This window comes from Sphingomonas sp. (assembly GCF_013812825.1).
Lineage (GTDB): Bacteria > Pseudomonadota > Alphaproteobacteria > Sphingomonadales > Sphingomonadaceae > Sphingomicrobium.
Genome location: NZ_JACCSU010000009.1, coordinates 1 through 12,306, shown reverse-complemented (window position 1 = coordinate 12,306; position 12,306 = coordinate 1). Strand labels below are relative to the sequence as shown.

Here is a 12,306-nt window from a genome sequence, read left to right as displayed (position 1 = left end):
AACCGTCATTGCGAGAAGCGCAGCGACGAAGCAATCCAGCGGCGCGAAGCTGGATTGCTTCGCTACGCTCGCAATGACGGCAGTCCATCAAAACCCCACCAGCCGGTCGATTTCGGCGCGGATGCGCTCGACCGAAGGGAGCGCCCATTCGAGCAACGTCGGGTGATGCGGGCTGGGAATGTCGGGCATTGTCACGCGCGCGACCGGCGCGTCGAGGTCGAGAAACGCCTCGTCGGCGACCACCGCGGCAATCTCCGCCCCGAAGCCGCCGGTGCGCAAATCCTCATGCACAATCAGGCAGCGCCGCGTTCGCCGCACACTGTCGAGCACCATGTCGCGGTCCCACGGGTTGAGCGTGCGCAGGTCGATGACGTCGGCGTCGACGCCCTCCGCCGCGGCCTCGCAACGCGGCACCATCGCCCCCCACGTCACGATCGTGATGCCGTCGCCGTCGCGCGTCTTCTTCGCCTTGCCGAGCGGCAGCACATACGCGTCGCCCGGCCACGGCCGCCGCGCCCAACTATCGTCGAGCATCGCGCGATGTTCGAAGAAAATCACCGGGTCGTTCCCGCGCAGGCTCGACCGCAGCAGCCCGACCGCATCCTCGGCATTCGACGGCACCGCCACCTTCCACCCGGGGTTATGGACGAATTGCACTTCATTGGTCTGGCTGTGCCACGGGTCACCGCATTTGAAAAAGCCGCCCGGGATGCGCAGCACCATCGGCGCCGCGAAGCGGTTCGCGGTGCGCCAGCGCATCGTCCCGCAATCGTTGATCTGCTCGGTTGCCGGCTCGGCATATTTGCGGAACTGGATTTCGGGCACCGGCATCAGCCCGGCGAGCGCCATTCCGACTGCCCGGCCGACGATCCCTTCCTCGTTGAGGCTGGTGTCGAACACGCGCGCCTTGCCGAACTTCTCCTGCAACCCGAGCGTCACCGCATGGACCCCGCCCTTGGGTCCGACGTCCTCGCCGAACACCAGCACGCGCGGGTTGGCCTCGAGCTCCTGCTCGAGCGTCCGGCGGATTGCGGTGACCATGTTGATGCGCTGACCGTCGGGCTTCGGCTGGTCGCTCGCTGGCGGCGGCGCGTAGCCGTGGTTGCATTGCCCGCCGACCTGCTGAAGCTCGCCATCGAAGAAGACGTTGTCGGTGACTCGCTCGGGGCTCGACACGCCGCGCGCCTGGGCTTCGGCGAGGGCCGCCGCGACATTCGCCGCCGCGTCCGCTTCCAGCCCGGCCCAGTCGAGCCTGGACGCAAAGGCCTTGAGCTTGGGCAGCGGATCGCGCGCCCATTCGGCCTCGATCTCCGCCTCGCTCTTGTAGCTCTGCGTGTCCTGGAAGCTGTGGCCCTCGAGCCGCGGCATGGTCAGCCGAAGCAGCGCCGGCGCCCGCTTGGCGCGGACATGCCGGACCGCTTCGCCGATCAGCCGCGCCGCTTCGTCCGGCTCGGTGCCGTCGCCGTTGAAGATCGTCAGCCCGGAGAAACCGGCGAGATTGGCGGCGATGTCCTTGCCCGGAGTCTGGTATTCCGACGGCACCGAGATGCCGTAGCCATTGTCCTCGATATACATTAGCAACGGCAATCGTTGCGTCGTCGCAATTGTTAGCGCCGACCAGAACCCCCCGGTCGCGCAGCTAGCATCGCCGCCGAGCACCAGCGCGAGGGCATCGTCCGGATCCTCGCCGAGCACTTCGGCCTTGTAGGCGATCGCCTGCGCCCACCCCGCCGCCGGCGTATATTGAGCGCCGACCCCGCCGCTCATCGGCAGCGCGTGCGCTCCGCCCGGGTTGGGATAGTTGAACACGACGCCGATGTCGCGGCCGTCGGAATAGCCGCCGGCGAGCCCCATGCCCGAGCCGAGCGCATCGGCGAGCGGGACCCCCAGTGCAAGCAGCAGCGGCCGCGAACGGTAATAGCCGCAGGCCGCGTCGCCGTCCTTGAGCTGCAGCCCGAGCAGCACCTGCGCGAGGTCATGGCCGCGGGCCGAAAATTGGTAGAGGATCTTCTTTTGCGGAACGAGCTCCTGTTCCTCGATCCGGTCCATCTCGCGGCTGGTGAGGACGAGCCGCGCAACCTCGCGCCAGTCGACGTCGGCGGCGACTCGACTGGCATCGCGCTCAGCCATCGCCAAAGTGCTCATCTAACGCCTCAGCCATCCAGGGCTTCGACGACGGCGGCGACGAACCGGTCGATCGAATGGTCGGCCATTCCGACGATGTTGAACCGGCCGCTGTCGGCCATGTAGATCGCGTCGCGCTCGCGCAGCGCCAGCACCTGCTCGCGCCTCAGCGGCAGCATCGAGAACATTCCGAACTGGGTGCCGATGAACGCCAGGCGCGGATCGGCGGCGGCGATCCGCCGGCGAACTGCGTTGATCCGGTCGCGCATCGCGTCGAGCTCGACCAGCCAGTCGGCGCTCAACTGAGGATCGTCGAGGATGATCCGCACCGCCGCGGCGCCGTGATCGGGCGGCATCGACCACATCTCGCGCGCGCGCTGGAACACATGCGCCATCGCTCTGGCGGTCGCGTCGGCCGAGCCGGACTTGACGAACAGCGACCCGACCCGGTCGCGGTAGACGCTGAAATTCTTGTCGCAGCTTTGCGCGACCAGCACATCGTCGCACGCCGCCAGCAGGCCGCGGAGCCCGGCCGCATCCTCGTCCAGCCCGCGGCCGAAACCCTGGTAGGCGATGTCGACGAAGGGCAGCAGCCGGCGCTCCGCGACGAACCGCGCCACTTCACCCCATTGCTCATCGTTGAGGTCCGCTCCGGTGGGATTGTGGCAGCAGCCGTGGAGCAGCACGACGTCGCCTTCGCGCGCCGAGCCCAGCCCCTCGATCATTTCCTCGAACCGAACGGTGCCGCTGTCGCGGTCGTAATAAGGGTATTCGATGATCTCGAGGCGGGTGCCGCGGATCAGCGGACGGTGGTTGGGCCAGGTCGGAGTGCTGACGAACACCCGCGCATTCGGGTTGGCGGTCGCGATCAGCTCGAAGCCCAGTCGAAGCGCGCCGCAACCGCCCGGAGTCTGCACTCCGGCAATGCGCTCGTCGTCGGCATGCGGTCCGAGCAGGATCGGCCGGATGAGCTCGGCGAAACGCTTGTCGCCGGCGCTTCCGAGATAGGCCTTGGTCGACTGCGTCTCGAGCAGGATCCGCTCGGCTTTTTTCATCACCTTGAGGATCGGAGTCTGGCCGGCCGCGTCGCGGAACACGCCGACCCCGACATCGATCTTGTCGGGCCGCGGATCGGCATTGGCCATGGCGATCAGGGCGAGCAGCGAATCACTGGTGACGGGCGGCAGGCCGGCAAGCCCGCCGGTGGTCGTACGTGGCGCCGTGGCCTGGGTTTCGCTCAGCATCGCAAAAGCGCTTAGCGACAAAGTCGCCGACGCAAAAGTCAGGCGTCGTAATCCACCGCGACTCCCGCGCCGATCGGCACCGACTGGCAGGTCAGCACATAGCCGGCGGCGACCTCTTCATCGGTGAGGCCGTAGCGCGCCGCCATCTCGACCTTGCCGCTGGTGACCTTGGCCCGGCACGTCGCGCACACGCCCGCCTTGCACGCGAAGGGCGCCGGCAGGCCCGCGGCGCGCGCGCTGTCGAGGATATTGCCTTGCGTAAATTCGACCTTGCGAGTCCGCCCGTCGAGAGTCACCGCGACGGTGGCGCCCGCCGCCTTGGTCTGGAGGTCGGCGATCTCCCGCGCCACCGCGTCGGGCGGCCGGTCGGCGGTGAACCGCTCGATGTGGATTCGCTCCTTCGCCACTCCGCGTTCGAGCAGCGCCGCTTCCGCAGCGTCCATCATCGGTCCGGGGCCGCAGATGAACCACTCGTCGACCGCGCCGACATCGCCGACCAGTTGCTCGATCGCGTTGCCGCACATCGCCTGGTCGAGCATTCCGTTGAACAGCTCGACCTCGCCTTCCTCCTCGGCGAGGAAATGATAGAGCTCGAAGCGGCTCAGATAGCGGTCCTTGAGCTCGGCCAGGGCGTCGAGGAAGATGATCGAGGCGCTGTCGCGGTTGCCGTAGAACAAGGTGAATCGGCTGCCGGGCTCCTCCTTCAAGGCGGTTCGGATCAGCGAGATGACCGGAGTGATGCCCGAGCCTCCGGCAAAGCCGACGTAGCGCCGCTGCCTGGTCGCATCGAACTCGACCGTGAAGCTGCCGTGCGGCGGCATGACGTCGAGCATGTCGCCGGGCTGCAAATGGTCGCCGACCCAGTTGGAGAAGAGGCCCCCGGCAATACGCTTGACCGTCACCATCCAGTCCTGCTCGTCCGGAGCGGTGCACAGCGAATAGTTGCGGCGCACCTCCTCGCCGTCGATCTCGGCCTTGAGGGTCAGGTGCTGGCCGGCCCTGAAGCAGAAGGTGTCGCGCAATTCGGGCGGGATTTCGAACCGGACCGAGTTCGCTTCGGCCGTCTCGGGGACGATCTCGGCCACCCGCAGGGCATGGAAATGAGCGGTCATCCTACCATTGCGCGTCGGGATAGGTGCGCGGCAGGAACTGCATCACCGCGAGGATATGGCCGAGATGCTCGCTGTGGTGGCCGCGGCGCCCGCCGAGGATTGGCCGCTGCTCGGCCGGCGCGTCGATCTGGGCATCGGCCAGCACCTGGCCGATCGCCGAGCGATAGTCCGCTTCGAAGCTGCGCGGATCGGCCGCGATCCCGCGCTCGGTCAGTCCCTCGAGCAGCTCGTCGACCTCGAACAGCTCGGGGATGAAGCGCCAGCACCAGTCGAGCCCGTCGCGCATCCTCTGGGCGCTCTCCTCGGTGCCGTCGCCGAGCCGCACCGTCCATTCGGATGCGAGCTCGCGGTGATAGGCGACCTCTTTTACCGCCTTCTGCGCAACCCCCTGAAGGAAACCGTCGCTCGATCCGGTCAGCCGCTCGTAAAGCAGATGCTGATAGGTCGAGAACAGCAGCTGCCGGGCAATCGTCCGGCCGAAATCGCCGTTGGGTTGCTCGACCAGCAGGCAATTGCGGAAATCGAGCACGTCGCGGTGGAAGGCGAGGCGGTCGCCGTCGCGCCCTTCGCCTTCCGACTCGCCGGCGGCGTTGAGGAAAATCGTCGCCTGGCCGATCAGGTCGAGCGCCAAATTGGCGAGGCTCAAATCGACCTCGAGCGCCGGCGCATGGCCGCACCATTCGCCGAGGCGCTGGCCGAGGATCAGCGCATCGTCGCCCAGCCGCAGCAGGTAATCGAACCGGGCCGGGTCGGGTTCGCCGGCGGCCGGCGCATCGAACGCGCCTGGACCCCGCGACTTGAGCGCGACCGCCTCATCCTCGGGCCGGATCGGCGGCAGCGACGGCATCAGATGTGCTTCACCTCATCGGGGATGTCGTAAAAGGTCGGGTGCCGGTAGATCTTGTCGGCGGCGGGCTCGAACATCGGCCCGGCCTCATCGGGGTCGGACGCGACGATCTCGGCCGACGGCACGACCCACAGGCTCACCCCTTCCTGCCGCCGCGTGTAGGTGTCGCGCGCGTGGCGAAGCGCGAGCTCCGGGTCAGGAGCATGAACGCTGCCAACGTGGCGATGCGCAAGGCCATTCTTGGCACGGACGAATACCTCCCAAAGCGGCCAGTCTCCACTCGCGCCGCCGCTCACGCAGCCTGCCTCTCGCGCCGCTTCGCTTCGTGAGCCGCCGCCGCTTCGCGGACCCAGGCGCCGTCGTCCCACGCGGCTCGCCTCGCGGCCATGCGCTCCTTGGCGACCGGTCCTTCGCCGCGGACCACCGCGTAGAACTCGTCCCAGTCGACCTCGCCAAAGTCGTAGCCGCCCGCCCCGTCGTTCTTCCCCACGTTCCACTTGAGATCGGGGTCGGGCACCTTCAGGCCCAGGAAATCCGCCTGCGGAACGGTGATGTCGACGAACTTCTGCCGAAGCTCGTCATTGGTCTCGCGCTTGATCCGCCAGCGGATCGATTGCGCGCTGTTGGGCGAATTGTCGTCGGGCGGGCCGAACATCATCAAACTCGGCCACCACCAGCGGTTGAGCGCGTCCTGGGCCATCCGCTTCTGCTCGGGCGTCCCGTTGGCCATCGCGATCATGATTTCGTAGCCCTGGCGCTGGTGGAAGCTTTCTTCCTTGCACACCCGCACCATCGCCCGGGCGTAGGGGCCGTAGCTGGTGCGCTGCAGCGGCACCTGGTTCATGATCGCCGCACCGTCGACCAGCCAGCCGATCGCGCCGATATCGGCCCAGGTCAGAGTCGGATAATTGAAGATGGTCGAGTATTTCGCTTTGCCCGAATGCAGCGCCTCGATCATCTGCTCGCGGCTGGTGCCGAGAGTCTCCGCGGCGCAGTAGAGATAGAGCCCGTGCCCCGCCTCGTCCTGGACCTTGGCGAGCAGGATCGCTTTGCGACGCAGCGACGGAGCGCGAGTGATCCAATTGCCTTCGGGAAGCATGCCGACGATTTCGCTGTGGGCGTGCTGCGAGACCTGGCGGACCAGAGTCCGCCGATAGGCTTCCGGCATCCAGTCCTTGGGCTCGATGAACTCGTCGGCCGCGACCCGCGCCTCGAACGCGGCGAGCAGCTCTGGGTCCTCGATCGACTGGACGGATCCGCCCTTCTGAAGCTCGGTCGTGTACATGGTTTCTATCTAGCCCCTGGGGGCGCAACGTTCAAATGACGCAAAGCGTCACCCCGGACTTGTTCCGGGGCCCGCCTGTTCAACGCGCAGAAGAAGCAGGCGGATGCCGGATCGAGTCCGGCATGACGGTTAGGTGTCGACGACCGGTCCGCCGACGGTCCGCGAGTAGCCGGTGAACTCGGCGACCGCCCGGCCGTCGGAGGTCCGGACCGCGACTCGAGTCACTCCGCTGCGGCCCGACGTCGCGACCTCCTCGGCCTCGGCGACCAGCGTTTGCCCTTCCTCAGCGCTGCCGAGGAACACGATCGACGCCTGCGCCGCGAAGGTTTTCTCGTTGCGGCCGTTGCAGACGTAGGCGAACGCAGTGTCGGCAAGCGCGAACACCATCCCGCCGTGGACGATCCGATGGCCGTTGAGCATGTCGGCTCGAACCGGCATCGACAGTCGCGCATAACCGTTCCGCGCCTCCTCGATGACGATTCCCCAGGCCGGCCCCGTGCCCTCGCGAGCGAGCATGTGATGCGCGACTTTTGCAGCCAGATCGTTTGCGCTCACGGCCCCTCCTTGGCTAGGCGTTGCCGGCCATGACCTACGAGACCATCGACTTCAAGACGGACGGCGGGATCGCCCGGATCACCCTCAACCGGCCGGACAAGCTCAACAGCTTCAATGTCGCCATGCACCAGGAGCTGCGTGAGGTTCTTCGCGACCATCTCGACGACGTCCGGGTGGTCGTCCTCACCGGCGCCGGCCGAGCGTTTTGCGCCGGACAGGATCTCAATGAGCGCGCGGTCGGAGCCGACCATCCGGTCGACCTCGGAGTCACCGTCGAGACCTGCTGGAATCCGCTGATCCGCCGCCTCGGCGCTCTTTCCCAGCCGCTGATCGCGCGCGTCAACGGAGTCGCCGCCGGCGCCGGCGCCAATCTCGCGCTCGCCTGCGACATGGTGATCGCGGCCCGCTCGGCGAAGTTCATCCAGAGCTTCACGGCCATCGGCCTGGTCCCGGACAGCGGCGGCAGCTGGATCCTCCCGCGCCTCGTCGGCCAGGCGCGCGCGCTCGGCCTGGCGCTCACCGGCGAGCCGCTGTCGGCCGACCAGGCTGCCGAATGGGGGCTGATCTGGAAAGCGGTAGACGACGAGGCGCTCGACTCGGAGGTCGACGCGCTCGCCACCAAGCTCGCCTCGCTGCCGCCGCTGGGCCTTGCCGAAACCAAGAAGCTGATCCGCTCGACCTGGTCGCGGACCCTCGACCAGGAGCTCACCGAGGAGCGCAACGAGATGCGCCGCCTCGGCTTCACCGAGGACTATCGCGAAGGGGTCGCCGCCTTCCTCGAAAAACGCGCTGCGAACTTCACCGGCCGGTGATGGCGGCAGCCGGCTTGCCGATGCAGGAGATCGACCACGTCGTCGCGGGCGCGATCCTGCTGGTCTCGGTCGCCCAGGCGTTCGCCGACCCCGAGGTCCTCAAGCGCGCGCCGCGCACGGCCTTCTTCAAGGCCGCTGCTGCGACGGGGCTCCTGATGGGGTCGCTGGTGCTGTGGATGTGGCACGTGGCCGGGCGGCCGATCGAGCAGTTCGGGCTGGTCGGCTGGATCGGCCCCGACCCTGTGCCGATCGCGCTGGCGGCCGCTCTCTGGCCGCTGATGCTCGCCGCCGCGGTCTGGGCGCTGCTCACCCGCTTTCGAGGCCCGGCGGCCCGTTTCTATTCCGGCTACCGACATTTGATGCCCCATTCCCGCACCGAGCTTCCGCTCGCCTACGGCGCTGCCGGCCTGGGCGGTTTCGGCGAGGAGATTGCCTTTCGAGGCTTTCTCATCTGGTACTTGAGCGCGCTGGCCGGGCCGAGCGTGGCGACGCTCGCCTCGAGCCTCATTTTCGGGCTTGCGCACGGCTATCAGGGGAAAGTGGGCATAACGTTCGCGACTATCGCGGGATTGCTCCTCGCCGGCATCTATCTGCTTTCGGCAAGCCTGCTTCTCGTCGTGTGGATGCATGCGACCTACAACATCGCCAGCTTCACGGTCGGCTACAGAGTGCTCCATGCCCCGGCCGGCGGGGTCGATCGCTCCGACGCGCCGCTCCGCAGCTAGGAACGCCCGGGTCGCCTATGGGCGTCACGATTGCCGGGCTTTAAATCCCTGTTCGACCGCGGCCAACGGCACGACGAACAATTGCGCGACGGCGCCGAACGCCACCAGGCACCCGGTGACGGCGAACACCGTGATGCAGACGAACTCAAAGGCTCTCGACCATTGGCGAGAGCGTTCGAAGGCCGCGCTGTTCCGCCGGACCACGGAGCGCCGCTCCACAGCAACGGTGGCCGACGAGGACGCGCCTTCTTTCGTGTCGCCGGCCGGCAGGGCGATGATCGATTCCACGTCGAGCGGATCTTGCGTCCATAATCCGAAGCGGTGCTGGTTCGCCCAAACCACTCGGCCGATGATGATGCGCGGGCCGCGCCTGAGCTCGACGTAGGAGCCGCGCTTCGGCGGCGGCGATTCAGCCTGGATCATCAACCCGCGCAGCGAAATGTTGAGGATGCGGGCATCGTCCCACCCGGCGCCCACGCGCATGCGGGTGCTAATCAGAACCTTCTGGCGCGGCGCTCGAGGCTTCAAAACGGTTGCCCATCCGTAATGCGAGAGAGGCCCCCATGGCCCGACCGAGGTCCGACCAATTACGGCGTCCGATTGCCCGGCTGCTTAATGATGGCTCCGGATCGGATCGGTCTTGCTCGCTCGAAGTCTCCGTTGCCCGGCCTTGTCGAACGGCCCTCATTCTTCCTAGACCCGAGCGCAACCAGTTCCCCGGAAGGTGCTTAAAGCCAATGAAGACCCCGCAGCTCCTCAACTATGCCTGCGATTCCTGGCTCGCCGGCGAAGGCGACCTCGCCCAGCTGCCGAGCGCGATCGACGGCTCGCCGGTGGCGATGACCGGCAGCGGCGGGCTCGATTTCGCGGCCATGCTCGACCATGCGCGCGACGTCGGCGGCCCGGCCTTGCGCAAGATGACCTTCCACGAGCGCGCCCGGTTGCTGAAAGCGCTCGGCCTCGCGGTCATGGCCCGCAAGGAGGAACTGTACGAGCTCAGCTACTCGACGGGAGCGACCCGCAAGGACGGCTGGATCGACATCGAAGGAGGCGCGGGCACCTTGTTTTCCTTCTCGTCCAAAGGCCGCCGCGAGCTTCCCGACGGTCATGTGCTCCTGGACGGACAGCTCGAAACCCTGTCCAGGAACGGCACTTTCATGGGCCAGCACATCTTCACTTCGCTGCAGGGCGCGGCGGTGCACATCAACGCGTTCAACTTCCCGGTGTGGGGGATGCTCGAGAAGCTCGCTCCGACCCTGCTCGCGGGGGTCCCGGCGATCGTCAAGCCGGCGTCCGCGACCGCCTACCTGACCGAAGCGGCGTTCCGGATCATGATCGAATCCGGGCTCCTGCCGCCGGGCTCGGTGCAACTGATCGTCGGCCACGTCGGCGACCTGTTCGACCATTTGTCGTGCCAGGACATCGTCAGCTTCACCGGCTCGGCGGCGACGGCGATGAAGCTCCAGACCCACCCGGTGATTGCCCGCGAATCGGTGCGCTTCGTCGCCGAGCGGGACAGCCTCAACGCCTCGGTGCTCGGCCCCGACGCCGGGCCCGGCACGCCCGAGTTCGACTTGTTCGTCAAGGAAGTCGCGACCGAGATGACGGTCAAGGCGGGCCAGAAATGCACCGCCATCCGCCGCGCCATGGCTCCGGCCGAGCATCTCGACGCGCTCGAAAAGGCGCTCGGCGAACGGCTGGCCAGTACCAGGGTCGGCGACCCCCGCTCCGAAGACACCCGGATGGGGGCGCTGGTCAGCCTCGCCCAGCGCGACGATGTCCGGGCCCGAATCGCCGAACTCGAGGCCGCCGGCGCCCGGATCGTCGCCGGCGATCCTGCCGCCGACCCGCCGGTCGAGGGCGGCGCATTCCTGCCGCCGGTGCTGCTCAGGACCGACGACCCCTGGTCGACCGAGGCGGTGCACGACGTCGAGCCGTTCGGTCCGGTGTCGACGATCATGCCCTACAAGGACCTCGGCGACGCGATCGCGCTCGCCAACCGCGGCCGCGGCAGCTTGTGCCTGTCGCTGTTCACCCACGACGGCGCCACCGCGAGGGAGTTTGTCCTCGGCGCGGGAGCCTATCATGGGCGGATGCTGGTGATCGACCGCACCAACGCCGCCGAATCGACCGGCCACGGCTCTCCGCTGCCGGTGCTGACCCATGGCGGGCCCGGAAGGGCGGGCGGCGGCGAGGAGATGGGCGGGGTGCGCGGAGTCAAGCATTACATGCAGCGCACCGCGATCCAGTCCTCGCCGGCAATGATCGGGGCGATCGCCGGCGCTTTTTACATCAGCGGCGCGCCCAAGCACGAGATCGACGTCCACCCGTTCCGCAAGCCGATGAGCAAGCTCAATGTCGGCGACACGCTGAAGACCGGCAGCCGCACCGTGACCCTCGGGGACATCGAGCATTTCGCCCACTTTACCGGCGACAATTTCTACGCGCACATGGACGAGGAGGCCGCCAGGGCGAGCCCGATCTTCGAGGGCCGGGTCGCCCACGGCTATCTGATCCTGAGCTTCGCTGCCGGGCTGTTCGTCGATCCGGCGCCCGGTCCGGTGCTCGCCAATACCGGGCTGGAGAACCTCCGCTTCCTGACGCCGCTCTACCCGGGCGATTCGATGCGGGTCGAGCTCACGGTCCGCTCAAAATCACTGAAAGGCGAGGACACGGGAGTCGTCCGCTGGGCGGTCGAAATCTTCAACCAGAAGGACGACATCGTCGCCGCCTACGACCTGTTGACCGAGAACATTCCGTAACGGCAGGAACGGCGCTCTCCTTCCGTTCGTTTGCAAAGCATTCCCGAACGAGGAGACGAAACATGAGAATCAGTGAGGTAATGACGCGCGACGTCCAGACGGTGACTCCGGAACAGACTGCGCGGGAAGCCGCGTCGTTCATGCTCAGCGCCGACGCCGGCTCGATCCCCGTGACCGAGGGCGAGCGGCTGATCGGGATGATCACCGATCGCGACATCGCCGTTCGCGGCGTCGCCCAGGGCCACGGTCCGGATACGCCTGTCCGCGACCTGATGAGCAGCGGTGTCGTCTCCGCCCGAATCGACGACGACGTCGAGGACGTCGCGGCCCGGATGAGCGAAGCGCAGGTCCGGCGCCTGCCGGTGATCGACGAATCCGAAAAACTGGTTGGAATCGTCAGCCTCGGCGACCTCAGCCGCGAAACGGACGACCAGACGGCGGAACAGGTGCTCGAGAATGTGAGCGCGCCCGGCGGCCAGCACCAGCAGTAAGCGGCCTCAAGCTCGCGGCAGGTCGGCGATCGTCCGGTTGACGAGCTGCTCGTCCGCGGCCGGGTCGTCGCGCTCGGCGATCAGCCGCGCGGCGGCGCGCGCGGCGGCATCGGCGGCACTAGCGCGAAGCTGCTTGACCGCGGCGCGCTCCTCGGCGGCGATCTTGTCCTCGGCCATTCGGCCGCGGCGCTCGATCAGCGCCTCGGCGTCGGTCCTGGCCTTGGCGACAATCTCGCCGGCTTCGACATGCGCGCGCTCGATCATCGCCGCGGCCTCGGCCTCGGCGGACTGCGCTTTCGCCTGATATTCGGCTTTCAACGCCTCGGCTTCCTTGCGCAGCGCCTCGGCC

12 protein-coding genes and 1 pseudogene are annotated in these 12,306 nt (G+C 67.5%); 4 read left to right on the top strand and 9 right to left on the bottom strand.

The window, feature by feature from the left end; translation table 11 throughout:
* Nucleotides 1–87: 87 nt before the first annotated feature.
* From H0T81_RS01055 to paaI, 7 genes are all read right to left on the bottom strand, one after another.
* Nucleotides 88–2,130, bottom strand: a complete 2,043-nt coding sequence (locus tag H0T81_RS01055) for a transketolase C-terminal domain-containing protein (protein WP_294008955.1) — start codon at nucleotides 2,128–2,130, stop codon at nucleotides 88–90.
* A gap of 23 nt (nucleotides 2,131–2,153) precedes the next feature.
* The gene (locus tag H0T81_RS01050; protein ID WP_294008953.1) at nucleotides 2,154–3,368 is read right to left on the bottom strand and encodes an amino acid aminotransferase; all 1,215 of its coding nucleotides are present in this window, start codon (nucleotides 3,366–3,368) and stop codon (nucleotides 2,154–2,156) included.
* Nucleotides 3,369–3,406: 38 nt separating this feature from the next.
* Nucleotides 3,407–4,480 carry a 2Fe-2S iron-sulfur cluster-binding protein gene (locus tag H0T81_RS01045; RefSeq protein WP_294008951.1) on the bottom strand — a complete coding sequence of 358 codons (1,074 nt, stop codon included), beginning with the start codon at nucleotides 4,478–4,480 and terminating at the stop codon, nucleotides 3,407–3,409.
* Nucleotide 4,481: 1 nt separating this feature from the next.
* Entirely contained in the window at nucleotides 4,482–5,327 is an 846-nt protein-coding gene (gene paaC / locus H0T81_RS01040) for a 1,2-phenylacetyl-CoA epoxidase subunit PaaC (protein ID WP_294008949.1), read from the bottom strand.
* Nucleotides 5,327–5,623 (bottom strand): 1,2-phenylacetyl-CoA epoxidase subunit PaaB, encoded by a 297-nt coding sequence (gene paaB / locus H0T81_RS01035; RefSeq protein WP_294008947.1) that lies wholly within the window; start codon nucleotides 5,621–5,623, stop codon nucleotides 5,327–5,329. The genes paaC and paaB overlap by 1 nt, the downstream gene beginning before the upstream one ends.
* Nucleotides 5,620–6,612: a 1,2-phenylacetyl-CoA epoxidase subunit PaaA gene (gene paaA / locus H0T81_RS01030; RefSeq protein ID WP_294008945.1), complete on the bottom strand. Its 993-nt coding sequence runs from the start codon at nucleotides 6,610–6,612 to the stop codon at nucleotides 5,620–5,622. The genes paaB and paaA overlap by 4 nt, the downstream gene beginning before the upstream one ends.
* A 129-nt stretch (nucleotides 6,613–6,741) precedes the next feature.
* A complete protein-coding gene (gene paaI / locus H0T81_RS01025; RefSeq protein ID WP_294008944.1) occupies nucleotides 6,742–7,167 on the bottom strand; it encodes a hydroxyphenylacetyl-CoA thioesterase PaaI in 426 nt (141 codons plus the stop codon).
* Nucleotides 7,168–7,196: 29 nt separating this feature from the next.
* Between paaI and paaG the strand changes: the two genes are divergently transcribed.
* Together paaG and H0T81_RS01015 are read left to right on the top strand one after the other, a co-directional pair.
* A complete protein-coding gene (gene paaG, locus H0T81_RS01020; protein WP_294008942.1) occupies nucleotides 7,197–7,979 on the top strand; it encodes a 2-(1,2-epoxy-1,2-dihydrophenyl)acetyl-CoA isomerase PaaG in 783 nt (260 codons plus the stop codon).
* Nucleotides 7,979–8,704 (top strand): CPBP family intramembrane glutamic endopeptidase, encoded by a 726-nt coding sequence (locus tag H0T81_RS01015; protein WP_294008940.1) that lies wholly within the window; start codon nucleotides 7,979–7,981, stop codon nucleotides 8,702–8,704. The genes paaG and H0T81_RS01015 overlap by 1 nt, the downstream gene beginning before the upstream one ends.
* 24 nt (nucleotides 8,705–8,728) lie before the next feature.
* Here H0T81_RS01015 and H0T81_RS01010 read toward each other — a convergent pair whose 3' ends face one another.
* Entirely contained in the window at nucleotides 8,729–9,232 is a 504-nt protein-coding gene (locus H0T81_RS01010) for a PilZ domain-containing protein (protein ID WP_294008938.1), read from the bottom strand.
* Nucleotides 9,233–9,441: 209 nt separating this feature from the next.
* Between H0T81_RS01010 and paaZ the strand changes: the two genes are divergently transcribed.
* A complete protein-coding gene (gene paaZ / locus H0T81_RS01005) occupies nucleotides 9,442–11,466 on the top strand; it encodes a phenylacetic acid degradation bifunctional protein PaaZ (protein WP_294008937.1) in 2,025 nt (674 codons plus the stop codon).
* Between the two features lie 62 nt (nucleotides 11,467–11,528).
* Nucleotides 11,529–11,957, top strand: coding sequence for a CBS domain-containing protein (locus tag H0T81_RS01000; RefSeq protein WP_294008936.1), 429 nt, complete (start codon nucleotides 11,529–11,531; stop codon nucleotides 11,955–11,957).
* 6 nt (nucleotides 11,958–11,963) lie between these two features.
* Here the strand turns inward: H0T81_RS01000 and H0T81_RS00995 are convergent.
* Nucleotides 11,964–12,306, bottom strand: a pseudogene (locus H0T81_RS00995) (hypothetical protein); the annotation flags it as partial.

Bases quoted from the DNA above. Each gene is read 5' to 3' on its own strand.
- H0T81_RS01055 (WP_294008955.1), bottom strand. From the start codon at position 2,130: ATGGCTGAGCGCGATGCCAGTCGAGTCGCCGCCGACGTCGACTGGCGC.
- H0T81_RS01050 (WP_294008953.1), bottom strand. From the start codon at position 3,368: ATGCTGAGCGAAACCCAGGCCACGGCGCCACGTACGACCACCGGCGGG.
- H0T81_RS01045 (WP_294008951.1), bottom strand. From the start codon at position 4,480: ATGACCGCTCATTTCCATGCCCTGCGGGTGGCCGAGATCGTCCCCGAG.
- paaC (WP_294008949.1), bottom strand. From the start codon at position 5,327: ATGCCGTCGCTGCCGCCGATCCGGCCCGAGGATGAGGCGGTCGCGCTC.
- paaA (WP_294008945.1), bottom strand. From the start codon at position 6,612: ATGTACACGACCGAGCTTCAGAAGGGCGGATCCGTCCAGTCGATCGAG.
- paaG (WP_294008942.1), top strand. From the start codon at position 7,197: ATGACCTACGAGACCATCGACTTCAAGACGGACGGCGGGATCGCCCGG.
- H0T81_RS01015 (WP_294008940.1), top strand. From the start codon at position 7,979: ATGGCGGCAGCCGGCTTGCCGATGCAGGAGATCGACCACGTCGTCGCG.
- paaZ (WP_294008937.1), top strand. From the start codon at position 9,442: ATGAAGACCCCGCAGCTCCTCAACTATGCCTGCGATTCCTGGCTCGCC.
- H0T81_RS01000 (WP_294008936.1), top strand. From the start codon at position 11,529: ATGAGAATCAGTGAGGTAATGACGCGCGACGTCCAGACGGTGACTCCG.